Below are 16116 nucleotides of genomic sequence, written 5' to 3'. Positions count from 1 at the left end.
AGACCGTATGACAAAAATATTATGATATAGCTATAAAAACTGGACAATTCAGTCCATTGCATGTAAAATCAGTTCACTGTAGTTGAAAAACATACTATTTGATTAATTAATCCATTGTTTTGAATCAGGATGTACATGCCAATCCGGTAATCAATGAATATTTTTGGCTTGTGTTAAAACTGGATTTAACCTGATTATTATTATGAATAAAACTCTCGGATTAGCGGTCGCTTTTTGTTTTGTATTTTTATCCGGCGGAATATCTCAAAATTCGTTATTCAAAAAATACAAAAAAAATCCGGTGTTGAATATCGGTTCTTCCCTGCCTGACTGGAGGGCTATTCACGTTGCGAATGCTGCAATCTTAACACCTGACGAGAGTCCCGATAAATTATGGCGGTTATATGTAAGAGGTAGTGGTAAAACACCTGAATATCATGATCAGATTGGTGTTTTATATCAGGATACAAATAATTTTTCTCCATATGGCCCCTGGCTGGAGTACGAAAATAATCCGGTAATACCTTATGGCAATCCCGGGACTTATGACGAACAGAATCTTCTGGATTGTGCACCTGTAGTAGGCGAAAACGGAGATGTCTATTTTTATTATAAAGCTGTAAACAGTAACGGTACTTCGACGCTTGCAGGAGCCAGGCTTGGTAGCGATGGCCTTACGTCAGAAAAATTTAGTTCTAATCCACTGAAAAATGATGTTGGTGCCAATGATGCCATTTATCATAACGGACAGTATTACATTTATTATGGCGACGGACTTTACAACAGAAAAACGCATCGTTTTGACAGCAACCTGGAGATATATGTTAAAGTAACCTCCGATCCGGAGAATATTTCAGATAGAGACAGCATAAAAGTACTTGGAGTAGGTGGGGGACCCGGTAATTTTGATTCTTACTCAGTTAATGGAGCCCGCATTTTCAGGTTGAATAATATGTGGTATATGATTTACCAGGGCAGTAATCAGCATTTTGATTTTCCAAACAGATTCCATGCGGCTTATTCAGATGACCTGATTAACTGGACAAAGGTAGATAACGAATTTCCACTTTTAATGAGAGGTGATCCGGGAGACTGGGATCAGGGAGGAATATGGTTTGGCGAAGTTTTTGAATACCGGGATACACTTTATATGTTTTATGAAGGCTGGGGATGTTATTGTATACCGGAAGACAGGGATGAACCTTATTTCCCCGGTAACTCACGAACCGGTATCGCAAGTGTTTCCACATCTGATTTCTTATTCTGGGTAGATGGTGGTTTTAAGCCGGAATGGCAAAACAAAGTTGTTCTGTCAGGCGATACGATAGTGAATTTTGAAGATAGAGATCTAACGTTTTTTAATAGTAACAACAACATGTTGTATGATGTTGTATACAACCCAAACCCTGATAATAACAATCCAAGCAACCAGAGTGGCAGAATCATTACAACCACAGATCAGTATGAGTTGCTCTATTCTGAACCATTGGAAAACAGGTTTGATTTCACTGATGGATCAGTTTTTACAATGAAAGTATTCACAGAAACTCCGGGCAAGGTATTTTTTAAAATAGAACATCCTTCAAATTATAAATATGGGCAGCTTGAAGTAAAACAGGAACTTACTACTGTAAATAAGTGGGTTGATATGGAGTTTGACTTTTCGGCTCTGGATCCACAGTCTGAATTATATGGGAAAATAGTTTTGCTATTTGATGCAGGAGGTACTGCTGCCAATAATTACTGGTACTTTGATGATATCGTTTTTAATCCCGAAAAAATATCGACAGGTATACTATCACCCAATCAACCTGCTGCTAATAGCTTTAAAATAAAGCGCAATGGAAACCAAAGCATTTCGGTCACAGGAATGACCGAGGATGATGTATATAAAATATTCTCTGTAAATGGCCGGCTTCTTTTAAATGGAACAGGCCATTGTATTGATATTGCCGGATTGAAAAGTGGTGTGTATGTATTGAATGTACAGGATAAGTATTTGAAATTCAAAAGGTAAAAACAGGAAGTAATTATAGTGATCATGGAACATGAAGTTACAAGAAGAACAGGGACTCTGCTTAAAAGAGGATTTTTGAACCTCCGAATTAATTTGTTTATTCTGGTAGATATTTTGTTCTATTTTAACAGTGGGATTGCAAAAGCTCAGGCAGAGAAGCCCAATATTGTGATGGTGCTTATTGATGATCTTGGCTATGGAGAATTTGAGACTTACGGCAATACCTTTAATGAAACTCCCAATATAAACCAATTGGCAAAGGAAGGTATGACCTTTACAAATGCCTATGCTTCGGCACCGGTATGTTCACCATCCAGAGCTTCGATACAAACAGGACAGTATACAGCCAGACATGGCATATATGATTTTGTATCAGAAAATTCGGATGAATACCTGAAGCCTGGGGATCATGTTACCGTAAATGAAGCTTTAAAAAATGCAGGCTATTATACAGGATTAATTGGCAAATGGCATTTGGATACAGATTTTGAAAATAATCCGGGTGGTCCTGCTGCTCATGGCTATGACAAGGTAATTGCAACAGAAACAAAATATATTGCCGGAGGTGATTATTTTTATCCTTACGATAAGATATCGACTGTAACAGAGGGCGAAACAGATGAGTTTTTACCAGACAGGCTTTTTAGAGAGGCTGATCAGTTTATCAGGGATAAAAAGGATACCCCTTTCTTTTTAGCACTTCAGCTTTATAGTGTGCATATGACGTTGGAGGCACCAGAGAATCTGGTCCAAAAATATAAGCAAAAATATGAAGACAAATACGGTTCTGGTACCTCGGATTATTTTGATTCCTCATCTCCACGTCATGCCGGAGCAATAGATAATCCCTATCTGGCAGCAATGCTGGAAAGAATAGATGCCGGGATAGGAAGTATTGTAGAAACTTTAAAGGAGTTGGGGATTGATGAGAATACCTTGCTTGTTGTAACATCTGATAATGGTGGTGCAGAAGAGGTAGCTAATAATGGTGGTTTAAGGGAGGCTAAAACGTGGCTTTATGAAGGAGGTATCCGTGTCCCTTTAATTGTTAGGTACCCTGCAGGGTGCCTTGCAGATAAAGTAAATGAAACCCCTGTAAGTTTTGTTGATTTCTATCCAACATTTTTAGATCTGGCAGAAGGAGCAACATCCCAGGTTTTGGATGGTGTCAGCATGGTTCCGCTTTTTAATGCTCAGGATATAGGCAGGGACGAGATCTTTTGGTATTATCCGGCAGGAGCATCAACATGGAATCCGCGGAAGGCTTGTGTACTAAGAAAAGGTGATTATAAGCTGATTTATCGGTATGCATTATCGCCCGATTATTACGAACTCTATAACTTAAAGGATGATCCGGGAGAACACAATAATCTCTATTCCACAAATACGGAAAAGGCTGAAGAATTAAAAAGCAGATTGGATAGCTGGATGAATGAAATGAATATTCCCAAATGGGCTTTAGGCGAGGATGAAATTTTTGATTTTGAACAGGAGTTTTATGGAGATTACGGAACCAAAGGAAATGTGACCGAGCCTCCAAATGCTACATCAGATGATGAAGATGTGGATCACACCTATTTTAATAAGGTGGAGAATCCTTTTTCGGAAGGAATCAATACCACGTCAACGGTTGGGAAATTCAAAAGACTGAAAACAGGGTATTGGTGGGGATTCGCCTGGTTTGATTTTGATCCGGTTTATGTGTCTGCAACTGAAACAACTCCGAAATATCTGCATGTCATGGTGCGCAAACCGATCTTATCCAAAGTTTGTGTCCAGTTTAAAGGTGGGAATAATGCTGCAACTCCTGAGGTGGTTGGTATTAATACAAAAGTAGATGAATGGGAAGATATGGTATTTGAGATCTCGACGCCGGGACTCTATTCTTCTCTCGAAATAAAAGCGGATTTTGATAATTCAGCAAATCCACCTTATCCTGAACGTTTGGCAGATGACATTGATATTTATTTTGATGAGATTATAATCAATGATGACCCAAAGCCAAGAGGCGGAGAAGTGTTTGAATTTGAAGAGGTTGTTGTGCAGGATTTTGAAGACGGATTTGCAGGCCGTTGGGGTGTAAATGGAAATCCGGATGGATTACTGGAAGATCATGAGGCATTTGATATTATAGATAATCCACAAATTTCCCAATTGAATCAAAGCGATTCTGTTGGTCGGTTCAACCGGAAAATTGACGGGAAATGGTGGGCTTATGCCTGGTTTGAATTTGACACGGTTAACATTACAAATGTTCCGGTTTATTTACATGCTTTGGTCAACAAACCCGTTGCCTCAACGGTGTGTGCACAACTGAAAGACAGACATTCCAAACCTTCAAGTAATACAGGTGAAATTAAAAATGAGACACAGAATTATATAGATAAGTGGCAGGATCTGGTATTTAAGATTACCACTCCGGGGACTTATTGTTACATGGAGTTTAAGCCTGATTTCGTGAATCAGGACATATATACCCGGCTGGATTCGGATATTGATATTTTTTTTGATGACATTGTTTTGAATACAGATCCGACGCCAAGGCATTTTTTGCCAACTCATTCCGCAGAAGTCACAATGGAAAGTTTCATGGTTTACCCAACGGTAACATATGGAAATGTGAATATAAAGGCCTCAGGCGATCTTCCGTCAGTGGTAAGTATTTATGATATTAATGGTTCACATATCAGAAATGAGGTGATAAACGGATCAGAGGCACACATCATAAATATGTATGGTTTAAAAACAGGGGTTTATCTGTTGAACTGTAGTAATTACGAAGAGATAAGAAAATTCAAAATTTTGAAATTGTGAGTAAAGATAAAATCAGATTATTAATATGATGAACCTGACAAAGACTATTGGATCAGCGTTGACCCTGGCATCTGCTTTTGCATGTTTAAATGGTGCAGGTGCCCAGGACAGACCAAATATTTTATTTGCATTTGGGGACGACATGGGACGTTACCAAAGTATTTACGATTCGATTGAAGGAGGCAATACTCCGAATTCGATTATCAAAACGCCCAATTTTGACAGGATTGCCAGAGAGGGAGCTGTTTTTATGAATGCTCATGTAACTGCACCATCATGTACACCATGCCGGAGTTCGTTGTTGTCAGGGCAATATTTCTGGCGGACCGGCAGAGGTGCCATATTGCAGGGTGCTGTCTGGGATGATCAGATTCCGTCGTATCCGCTTATATTAAAGGATAACGGATATCACATAGGCAGAACCTATAAAGTATGGTACCCGGGAACACCAGCCAATGCTCCTTATGGAGGGCCATCAGAAAACAAGTATGAAGGGGCAGGACGTGATTTCTGTTTCTTTTCCCAAACCATTTTACAATACAGCACTGATGAAGCCATAGCGTCTGAACGGCAGCGGTTATTTGATGAAGTGGTGAATAATTTTGAAGGCTTTTTGTCTGACAGGGAAGAAGGTCAGCCGTTTTGCTATTGGTGGGGGCCATGGAACACACACAGGCCCTGGGCTGAAGGTTCGGGATCAAAATTATGGAATATAAATCCTGATGACCTGATAGGTAAGCTCCCATCTGGTTTGCCCGATGAACCGGAGATACGGGAAGACTTCGCTGATTATCTCGGAGAAGTTCTGGCCTTTGACTATGCATTGGGACTGATCATTCAAAAACTGGAAGAAATCGGCGAGCTTGACAATACAGTCATTGTAGTAAGCGGAGATCATGGTATTCCCGGATTTCCACGCGCAAAATGTAACCTATACAATTTTGGAACACATGTTCCATTGGCTGTCAGATATCCTTCTATGATAGACAGTGGCAGGGTAGTTGAAGATATGGTAAACCTGATGGATCTGGCTCCTACATTTCTCCAGCTTGGAGAGGTTGATATACCGGATGTAATGACAGGAAAAAGCCTTGTGCCTGTAATGGAAGCTTCCGGAAGTGGAGTTATTGACCCGACGAGGAATTATGTTGTGACCGGACGCGAACGGCACGTTGCATCAGCACGGCCTGGAAATCTTCCTTATCCTCAAAGAGCCATTATAAAGGTAATTGATGGGAAACAGTATAAGTACATCCGAAATTTCAAACCAGAAAGATGGCCTGTTGGACATATTGGTAATAGTTTCCCTGATTTGGGAGATGGTCCAACCAAGACCTGGTATCTGAATAACTATTGCAATCCGGAGTATACGTATTATATGGATTTGGCATTTGCGAAGCGTCCTTATGAAGAGTTGTACGATCTGAGTGCAGACCCATGGGAGGTTAATAATCTTGCAGGTCAGGTTGAAATGACTGTGATAAAAGATGAACTATCTGATCAGTTGGAAACTGTGCTAACGGAAACCAATGATCCGAGAATGGCTGAAGGTGTTTCAGTTTTTGACAGACTTCCGTATACAATTGCGAACTGAGAAAATATTTGAATCTGTAATGAGATTAAAAAATAAAGTTTAACTAAAAATAGTACTATGAACCTTACAAAGACAATGGGATCGGTTTTGACCCTGGCATCTACTTTTGCATGTTTAAATGGTGCAGGTGCCCAGGACAGGCCAAATATTTTATTTGCATTTGGAGACGACATGGGGCGTTACCAAAGTATTTACGATTCGATTGAAGGAGGCAATACTCCGAATTCGATCATTAAAACGCCTAATTTTGACAGGATTGCCAGAGAGGGAGCTGTTTTTATGAATGCTCATGTAACTGCGCCATCGTGTACCCCATGCCGGAGTTCGTTGTTATCAGGGCAATATTTCTGGCGGACCGGCAGAGGTGCCATATTGCAGGGCGCTGTCTGGGATGATCAGATACCATCGTATCCGCTGATATTAAAGGATAATGGCTATCATATCGGCAGAACCTATAAAGTATGGTACCCGGGAACACCGGCCAATGCTCCTTATGGTGGAGCAGACAATACCTATGAAGTTAGTGGTCGTGACTTTTGTACATTTTCCCAAACTATTTATCAGTACAGCACAGACGAAGCTATGGCGACTGAACGACAACGGTTGTTTAATGAAGTGGTAGAAAATTTTGAAGGCTTTTTGTCTGACAGGGAAGAAGGGCAGCCGTTTTGCTACTGGTGGGGTCCATGGAATACACACAGGCCCTGGGCTGAAGGTTCGGGATCAAAACTATGGAATATAAATCCTGATGACCTGATAGGTAAGCTCCCATCTGGTTTGCCGGATGAGCCGGAGATACGGCAAGACTTTGCAGATTATCTCGGAGAAGTTCTGGCCTTTGATTATGCATTGGGACTGATCATTCAAAAACTGGAAGAAATCGGCGAGCTTGACAATACAGTCATTGTAGTAAGCGGGGATCATGGTATTCCCGGATTTCCACGCGCAAAATGTAACCTGTATAATCTTGGAACACATGTTCCATTGGCTATCAGATATCCCTCTATGATAGACAGTGGCAGGGTAGTTGAAGATATGGTAAACCTGATGGATCTGGCTCCTACATTTCTCCAGCTGGGAGAGGTTGATATACCGGATGTAATGACAGGGAAAAGCCTTGTGCCTGTAATGGAAGCTCCTGGCAGTGGAGTTATTGACCCGACAAGGGATTATGTTGTGACCGGACGTGAACGGCACGTTGCATCAGCACGGCCTGGAAATCTTCCTTATCCTCAAAGAGCTATTATAAAGGTAATTGATGGGAAACAGTATAAGTACATCCGAAATTTCAGACCTGAAAGATGGCCGGTTGGACACATTGGTAACAACTTTCCCGATTTGGATGGCGGCCCAACCAAGACCTGGTATCTGAATAATTATTGTAATCCTGAGTATTCATATTACATGGATTTGGCATTTGCGAAGCGTCCTTATGAAGAGTTGTACGATTTGAGTACAGACCCATGGGAGGTTAATAATCTTGCAGGTCAGGTTGAAATGACTGTGATAAAAGATGAACTATCTGACCAGTTGGAAACAGTGCTAACGGAAACCAATGATCCGAGAATGGTTGAAGGTGTTTCAGTTTTTGACAGACTTCCATATACCATACCAAATTAATCAGGAATGAAACCTTAAAATTTTAAAGATGAAAGCTTGTAATAAAATCTTAATAATAACGGCAATATTATTTCATAGTTTTATAATAAATGCCAGTGTATTCTATGTAACGATAGATGGAGACGATAATAACGACGGAACATCTGTAGAAAATGCATTCAGGACTATTAACAGAGCATTTTTAGAAATTCACGACGGTGATGAAATTATTATCGGAGAAGGCGTATTCACAATTTCCAGAACACTTGAATGGGACTGTTCACTGACAATTACTGGAGCAGGTTCAGACAAAACAATTATTCAGGCATCAGAAAATCCTGTGTTGGATAAAGAATCAGTATATACGTTCTCTGTCTTTTACAATCAAAAACCGGAAGGATGTGATAATACACTTCCTGTATCACTGATACAAGGTGTAACAATCAGAAATGGTGCTGCTCCTGTAAAAGAAACAATACCAACAAATGTTGGAGGGGGCCTGAAGAATTTTGCAGATTTAACCATTAAAGATTGTGTACTGGAGGATAATGCTGCTTTAAATGGTGGAGCAATATATAACGATGGAAGCCTGACACTGGAGAATTCAGTAATTAGGAACAACCATGCCTTTAATTTAAAAGGTGGTGTTTATAATACCGAGGGTGCAACATATACCCAAACAAACAGTACGTTTGAAAATAACACAGAGGATTTCGTTAGTTCAGGCATCTACCTGATAAGTGATTTTGAAGACGGATTTTGGGCTGATCACGGTACAAACGGAAATTATGAAGGAGGACTTGTAAGCGGTAGTGATAAATTCGTGATTGCAGAAAATCCGGATAAAACAGGTATAAACCCGAGCGATAGTGTAGGTAAATTTATACGTAACAGACTTGGAAACTGGTGGGCATATGCATGGTTCGAATTTGAAGAAATAAGTATTCAGGAGACTCCTAAGTATCTTCATATGATGATCTATAAGCCTGTTATTTCTAAAATATGTGTACAGGTTAAAAACGGACATACTCCAACTGATGGGAATAATACTAAAGAGATTGTATCAACAGATCAGACCAAGGTTAATGAATGGGAAGATATTGTTTTTGAAATAAAAACAACCGGTTTGTTTTCATACATAGAAATAAAACCGGATTTTGAGAATGCAGTGACTTCGGAAAGACTGGAAGAAGATATTGATATTTATTTTGATAATATAATCATCAGTGATTCACCAAAACCAAGGACCCTGATTGAAAAAAAGTTGGCTAGCTACCCTTTGCCGACAGGAACTCCTAATGTGACACCATTAGAAGAGATCTTTAAAGCTGAGGATGTTGAAGAGGGCGTTTCATTTTCTAATCTGCTGTATGAAGATATTCTTTTCGATTATAATTATGCAAACGGTTTTTTCAGGCCTTATGGCTGGCCGGACGGTGATTATAATGACGCGCGGTATGTAGAGTTTACGGTTACTCCGGATTCCGCTGTTAGCGTGGGGATCAATAAGATTATTTTGCGACAAAAGTCAAATACCATTGAGTTGGGGCCGCAAAAGCTGTTAGTTGCTGTTTCAACTGACAGCGCAAAGACTTTTTCCAGTGTGGCGACAGTTGAGCTGTCACGATCATCTTTCAGTATTGATGAGGTACTGGTAAATAATATTTCAAGTACGGGACCTGTTACATTCAGGTTCTACGGATTTGAGTCGTTACTTGGAACTACTGTTCAAAAAGATTTATGGATTATTGATAGTATTCAGGTTCGTGGAACGGTGGAATATCTAACATCTGACTCTGTAAAAACTTTAAATACCACGGAACTGACAGATTCATCTGTGAATGTTTCCGGTGACGTATACAGTTTGGGAGCATTAATATCAACAGAACACGGTTTCTGTTGGAATACGGCTGGAGAACCAACAGTAAATGATAGTATAATTGATCTTGGGGAGGTAATTTCGGAAGGAGAATTCTCTGCTGGGCTATCAGGTTTAATGCCAAATACCAGCTATTATGTAAGAACTTTTGTTAAAAATGAAATAGCAATACGTTATGGTAATGAATTAAACTTTACAACACCTAAGAGGGTGATACAAATTGAAGGTAGTTTTAGTGTATTTAATAAGGAATATGACGGAACTTCGGATGCAACGGTCGAGGAGAACAATTTGTCTCTGGATAGAATTATTGAAGGGGATGATGTTGATCTGAAAGAACCAACAGTTCAATTCACAGGTACTGATGCCGGTGAAAATATTACAGTGACAATCATAGATATTGAACTTACAGGAACAGATACAGCCAGGTATAATTTGTCGTTAGAAAACCTTCCTGAAGCAAATGCAACCATTGGTAAGAAGGATCTGGCAGTCTCGGTAGCGGATACAAGTCGTTTTTTTGGAACTCCTAATCCGGAATTCAGGTTGATCTTTTCCGGCTTTATAGAAGGAGAAGATCCGTCTGTTCTTGATGAGGTACCGGTTGCCACAACCGAGGCCGACGAAACCAGCGTTACAGGTGAATATACAATAAGTGTTTCAGGTGGTAGTGATAATAATTACAGTTTCGTTTTTTATTCTGGGATACTTACGATAGAATCTGTTACAGGCATATCGAATCCGGTTAATAAAATTGAAGTCTTCCCAAATCCTGCAACTGACATTGTGAATATAATTCTAGATGAAGATAAACCATACACTTTAGAAGTGTTTAATCTGAATGGAGAAAAAATTCTTACCCGGATGGTACGGGATGAATATTTTGTTTTGGACATTTCTGATCAATCCCCGGGAGTTTACTTTTTAAAATGCTCATTAGAAGAAAAGAGTATGTTCTTTAAAGTTATGAAAGAATAGCAGGGGATCTGATTGAAGCCCTTCCGGATTAACTCCCCGGAAGGCTTATTTAATTATTTTGAGAACAGATTAAAAATTTGACTATTTAGGAGCCATCACTTATGGCTTTATCGGGAAATTAAAACTGTATTTATTTTTTTGAATTAAAGAACTTTAATTCAAGTCTCAATTGTTTAGAATTAGTTAGTTAATTGGTTGATCCTGCTAATTTAAGGTTAGCAGGATCTTTATCTTTAATTCAAATTTATAAGCAGTGTTATTGATTGAACATTACCTGGGTTTATTTCTGATTTTCATTCAAATTCTAATCCCAATTTTTCTTAGTGGAATTCACTTGCGAGAAACAGAAGAATAAATATGATTAGAATATAAATTAAAATTCTTTTCCCATACTTTTTCTTTAGTCTTTCTCCAACTATTTTATTTTGAACCGATGGAAAGCTATATTGTACTTTATCAAGAAACTTTTCAGCTTCATCATATCCTAATAATTCGATCAAATCACTTAATAGGGGTTCTGGTATTTTTTCATTGTCAATCATTCTCGCGAAATTACAGTTGCACACAACGTTTTTGCGGTATGAAACGGTTGGGTTTTCGGAGCGCGTTCGTATCCACCGTGGAAAAAGTTGATGCGAGAACGAATGCCCGCAAACCACTGAACCCCAACTGTTTTATGACCGCATGTTATGGCCAGTTAATTTTATATCTCTTTCAAATGTAGTTAATATTATAATCAGTCCAATTAAGCAATTAATCAATGAAAATAGCCAAAATTCATAATCTGAGTAAATCAAATAAACAATCACTCTCTCAATTATCAAACTCAATGAAATAATCCTAAGAATCAATAATCGTTGATAAATCTTTTTGTAGAAAATTCCAATCAGTGAAATCAGTATGTAAATAATGAATTTTCCAATCTCCGACGATAATGGCGAAGGAGAAAAATAAAGAATAAAAATCCATGAATTAAGTTGCATTAGAGTATTTATCAATCCTATTACAATTAATCCAATCCGAAATAGTAAAGTTTTTTGTTTTGGATTTAGTTTTCTCATTACTTGATTTGAATCTCTAAAGTATTTGACAGTAAAATATAGTATCCTAAACCAATGGTATATTTCCCTTTTGGAATTAGTCCATTCTCAATATAATCCTTAAATGCTGGTATACTCTGTAAAGCAACCTTGCCAGTTATCTTAGAATTAGGCTCGATAGATTTATAATAATCTTTGAGGTCTTTCTCGAAAAATAAAGTGGACGAATAATAAGTCCTTGTAGGATATTTACATATACTTGAATCATTTTCATCAAGAATCGAAGCTGTCATGCCCATCGGATGATTCCAATATTCTTTAATCAATATTTCTTGTGTACTATCTGAAACATTTAGAAAAGTATAATCAATCCAGATAGTGTCTCCCAGGTTGTATAATTCTCTGTCTGTGGTAATTTTTAAACGAATCTTTTTGGGAAGCTCTTTTCCATTCTCATTGAAAATTATATTCTGGCTAAAGCTATTAATGCTCAGAATCAAACAACAAATAATCAAAATGTTACTTCTCATGCTGTATCGCAGTTTAATTGGCCATAACGTTCCCGCGGTATGGTGTCGTGCGGTTGACTGTCCCACGAAGTGGAGACTGTCAAGCCGAAAACGACGGCATACGGAATGAGGTTTTGCAGATTAAAACACAACCGCCTGCACTTTGACCGCGCTATGGGTTGTAATTATCCGAACTTATCAAATATTCTATCTTTTAAGTATCTGAATATAGAGAAGATCATTTCCCATAAATTCCGGTATAGTATCAGAAAATCCAATTTTAACTAACAATGTATAATGTTCATTGTTTTATCCTAGAATTGAATAACATTATCCATTAGTTTTTAATTAATTATTACTTTTCTTAATATTGAACTTTTTAAGAATTTTATTTTAAAAAAGTAAGTCCCTTTTTTAAAATCATTTAATGGAATTATTGAGTCGTCTTCAGTAATATGCTTGCGCAGCACAATATTGCCAGAAATATCAATGATTGACAATTCAGCATATCCTGGCGTTTGAATATTAATATATTCGCTGGCAGGGTTTGGATACAATTTTATATTTCTAAATTCATCGAAATTTGTGATTGCTACAATATTTAAATTTATATTTGTATCAGCAGTAGCAACGGAAATTACTATATTAAAATCATAGTATCCAGGTTTTGTTACTATACACGATATCTCAGAATCCGTTTCTACACTTGGATATATTGCTTTACCATCCTCATTCGTATCAACATACCAGTATCCATCTAGATATATGACAGCACCCTCGACAGGATTAAGACCATCTGTGATATAAAAGGTAACTCTAAATCCAATAGGTTCCAATTGAGCTGTATATATGGTATTATAGTTTTTAACTGTATCCCCGCCGTCAAATATATTGCTATTTTCATCTGTCCAATAAGTGAAATCATACCCTGGTATATCTGGAACAGGCATGACAAATGATACATCAAATGCTCGTCTGCCAATATAATTCAATGAATGACATGAACTAATATCCAAATTTGAAATGGGATTCAATTGAAATGAATAATTTCCAAGACTCCGAATGGTTGAGGGTAGCTTCAGGCTCGTTATTCCTTTGTTTGAAAATGCTCCATATCCAACACCGATAACTTTCTGGTAATCCAGCTCTTCTGGAATTATTATATCTGTATATAAGAAATTATATGAGCAAACTTCTATTACTCCGTTTTTTACCGCTACATCTTCATCTTTTAATATATAAGGAACGGGAACATAATAATAGTATCCAGTATTATATACAGTATCGCCTCCTAAATATGTATTCCCATTTTTTTCTTTCCATCCTAAATTTTCATATTTATAATTTATTGGCAATTCAAAGTTGGCAAGGTTATTAAAATTACCCTCGGAAATCTTAGTAAGATTATGACAATTAGAAAGATTAATAAATGAGAGAGAAGAATATTCAAAAGCATAACTTCCAATCATCGCTAACGAATCACATAGGCTAAAATCAACATTGATTAATCCATTAGAACTGAACGCGTATTTATCGATAATTTTTATTGAAGAAGAAAATTTTACACTTCTGATTGCATTTTTATAGAACGCATAAATACCTATATGGCCCAATTTATTACAATTACTTAAATCTAACTCGATTAAGTTGTTAAATCTAAATGCCAAATCATTTATACTTTCAATTGAGGATGGTAATTCCAGAACCGTCAAATAGTTGTGGTCAAAGGCTTGCTTTCCTATTGATATTAATTCATTACATGAACTAATACCAATATTTGTAAGTTTATTATTGGAGAAACAATTGTCAGAAATCATTTTTATCGTTTCAGGCAATCTTAAATATCTCATGACATTATAAGCAAATGCACCGCTTCCAATAAAGGATAAATTGGGGCAGACTGCTAAATCTAGACTATCAATGGAATTACCTGTAAAAGCACCGCTTCCAATATAGGATAAGTTTGAACAAAAACTTAAATCCAAACTTTCAATGTAATTATGTGAAAAAGCTCTATTTCCAATAGAATCCAGGTTAATACAAGAACTAAGATCTATTTTTTTTATATTACTCTTATAAAATACCCCATCACCAATCTTTTCAATGGATGCAGGCAATTTTATTATATTAATAGTATTCTCCCCAAAGGCATTAGTTTCAATACATTTTAAAGAACTACAGTTTTCTAAATTTACTACGGAGATATTATTGTAGGAAAATGCATTTTCACCAATATTTACCAATTTAATACATTTTCTCAAGTCAATATTTTGTATAAAATTATGTGCAAATGCATTCTTGCCAATCCATTCAATAGTTGAGGGAAGCACTATGTTTGTTAGTCCTCTATAATCAAATATTTTTCTCCCACTTATATAGTCTGCAATGCCAATTACATTTTGTTCATCCAAAACATCAGGTATAATGATATTTTTAATCTGAAAACTATATGTACATTGAGTAATTATACCGTTTTCAACAATCACATCATCATTTGCTAAAGTATAGTATTCCTGAGACCTAACAATCAGTATAGGATATAGAAGTGTAAATAGTAAAAATAATTTCTTCATGTTTTTTCTGTTTAAATAGTTTCTTGGTATATATTTACCTCTATACAGTTTTAACGTTATTAGCCCTAATGGCGCTATACGGAATAAGGATTTGCAGGTTAAAACAAAACCGCATGCAGTATGCACCGCGTGTTAGGGGCCGTTTATTTTATCAATTTGTTAATCTCATTTTTATTATTTTCATATAACTTTTGAGCCTCATTATATTCATGTAAATTCATTAAACAATGATATTGAGAATTTAAAATGTAATTTTTAGTTTTTGGTTGAATATTTTCAAAATTAAATGTTTTGTATTTCTCCAAGGCTTGTTCAAAATTACGGTCTCTGTATTGTTTGTCAATCTCATAGAGCGCTTTTTTTATTTGTCCATTTTCTCCCTTTAACTCTGTTCTAATTTTTTTTCTTAAATCTTTATTACTCTGCTTGGCAGTAATTGATTCCTCCCAGAACTGTCTTTTAATTTCATAGTCTATTTCAGATTTAACATCAATTCTATATATAGAATCTAGGTAAGAATAAACGACAGAGTTGTACCTATCTTGTATTTTCTGTAATAAAGTCTCTGGAAATAAGAATTCTTCAAAGTGATATTTAAAACCAAATCTATCTTCAATCAACTTCGTGTCAAAAAGGTCATCATATGGATCATTAGTCCCATATAGATAAAGAATTCTGATGTTATTTTTACGTATATCTTTTAAAGCGATTTCCTCATTATATGGAAATCTAGAGTACATAATTGAATCAATGCGCATTTTTGTGATAGAATCCACATCTGAATAATTTTTCTCGTTAATTACAACTTGTCCGTAAGAATAGAGAAAGAGCATTGAAAAAATCAGAGTTATATAAAGCTTCATTTAGTCTTGTTTAAATGGCCCCTAACGTTCCCGCGGTATGGTGTCGTGGCAGTTTCTGTCCGATAGGATAGGAACTGTCAGGACGAAAGGTGCTTGCAGCGAACGTTGAATTATTTGGTTTAAAAAGTACTGCCATGCACTATGACCGCGCTTTATATTTACACCTGTTTATTAACAAAAAGAATCATATAATGATGTAAGTGATTGATATTCTTTTCTTTTTGCTACTTTTTCTTTTCTTGTTAATTGT

9 protein-coding genes are annotated in these 16116 nt (G+C 36.8%); 5 read left to right on the top strand and 4 right to left on the bottom strand.

Going from position 1 to position 16116, the window contains the following annotated elements; translation table 11 throughout:
- The first annotated feature begins 202 nt into the window (after positions 1-202).
- From ACE1ET_RS06235 to ACE1ET_RS06215, 5 genes are read left to right on the top strand one after another with little or no spacing between them, the layout of a single operon-like run.
- Complete coding sequence (locus ACE1ET_RS06235; protein WP_375727512.1) at positions 203-2017, top strand: hypothetical protein; 1815 nt, start codon at positions 203-205, stop codon at positions 2015-2017.
- 24 nt (positions 2018-2041) lie between these two features.
- A complete protein-coding gene (locus tag ACE1ET_RS06230; RefSeq protein ID WP_375727511.1) occupies positions 2042-4831 on the top strand; it encodes a sulfatase in 2790 nt (929 codons plus the stop codon).
- Between the two features lie 25 nt (positions 4832-4856).
- The gene (locus tag ACE1ET_RS06225; protein ID WP_375727510.1) at positions 4857-6425 is read left to right on the top strand and encodes a sulfatase family protein; all 1569 of its coding nucleotides are present in this window, start codon (positions 4857-4859) and stop codon (positions 6423-6425) included.
- 57 nt (positions 6426-6482) lie between these two features.
- On the top strand, positions 6483-8045 hold the full coding sequence (locus tag ACE1ET_RS06220) for a sulfatase family protein (protein WP_375727509.1): 1563 nt from the start codon (positions 6483-6485) through the stop codon (positions 8043-8045).
- A gap of 28 nt (positions 8046-8073) precedes the next feature.
- The gene (locus ACE1ET_RS06215) at positions 8074-10881 is read left to right on the top strand and encodes an MBG domain-containing protein (RefSeq protein WP_375727508.1); all 2808 of its coding nucleotides are present in this window, start codon (positions 8074-8076) and stop codon (positions 10879-10881) included.
- A 320-nt stretch (positions 10882-11201) separates the two neighbouring features.
- Here ACE1ET_RS06215 and ACE1ET_RS06210 read toward each other — a convergent pair whose 3' ends face one another.
- From ACE1ET_RS06210 to ACE1ET_RS06195, 4 genes are all read right to left on the bottom strand, one after another.
- Positions 11202-11423, bottom strand: coding sequence for a hypothetical protein (locus tag ACE1ET_RS06210; protein ID WP_375727507.1), 222 nt, complete (start codon positions 11421-11423; stop codon positions 11202-11204).
- Positions 11424-11941: 518 nt separating this feature from the next.
- Positions 11942-12451, bottom strand: a complete 510-nt coding sequence (locus ACE1ET_RS06205; protein ID WP_375727506.1) for a hypothetical protein — start codon at positions 12449-12451, stop codon at positions 11942-11944.
- 323 nt (positions 12452-12774) lie between these two features.
- Positions 12775-15003: a leucine-rich repeat protein gene (locus ACE1ET_RS06200; protein ID WP_375727505.1), complete on the bottom strand. Its 2229-nt coding sequence runs from the start codon at positions 15001-15003 to the stop codon at positions 12775-12777.
- 143 nt (positions 15004-15146) lie between these two features.
- On the bottom strand, positions 15147-15866 hold the full coding sequence (locus ACE1ET_RS06195; protein ID WP_375727504.1) for a hypothetical protein: 720 nt from the start codon (positions 15864-15866) through the stop codon (positions 15147-15149).
- Positions 15867-16116 lie beyond the last annotated feature (250 nt).

Source organism: Quyinboa mangrovi, from assembly GCF_042219825.1.
GTDB lineage: Bacteria > Bacteroidota > Bacteroidia > Bacteroidales > UBA5342 > JBHJHP01.
Note: the sequence above shows the minus strand (reverse complement) of the source record. Positions and strands in the feature narration are given on the sequence as shown.

Bases quoted from the DNA above. Each gene is read 5' to 3' on its own strand.
- ACE1ET_RS06235 (WP_375727512.1), top strand. From the start codon at position 203: ATGAATAAAACTCTCGGATTAGCGGTCGCTTTTTGTTTTGTATTTTTA.
- ACE1ET_RS06230 (WP_375727511.1), top strand. From the start codon at position 2,042: ATGGAACATGAAGTTACAAGAAGAACAGGGACTCTGCTTAAAAGAGGA.
- ACE1ET_RS06225 (WP_375727510.1), top strand. From the start codon at position 4,857: ATGATGAACCTGACAAAGACTATTGGATCAGCGTTGACCCTGGCATCT.
- ACE1ET_RS06220 (WP_375727509.1), top strand. From the start codon at position 6,483: ATGAACCTTACAAAGACAATGGGATCGGTTTTGACCCTGGCATCTACT.
- ACE1ET_RS06215 (WP_375727508.1), top strand. From the start codon at position 8,074: ATGAAAGCTTGTAATAAAATCTTAATAATAACGGCAATATTATTTCAT.
- ACE1ET_RS06210 (WP_375727507.1), bottom strand. From the start codon at position 11,423: ATGATTGACAATGAAAAAATACCAGAACCCCTATTAAGTGATTTGATC.
- ACE1ET_RS06205 (WP_375727506.1), bottom strand. From the start codon at position 12,451: ATGAGAAGTAACATTTTGATTATTTGTTGTTTGATTCTGAGCATTAAT.
- ACE1ET_RS06200 (WP_375727505.1), bottom strand. From the start codon at position 15,003: ATGAAGAAATTATTTTTACTATTTACACTTCTATATCCTATACTGATT.
- ACE1ET_RS06195 (WP_375727504.1), bottom strand. From the start codon at position 15,866: ATGAAGCTTTATATAACTCTGATTTTTTCAATGCTCTTTCTCTATTCT.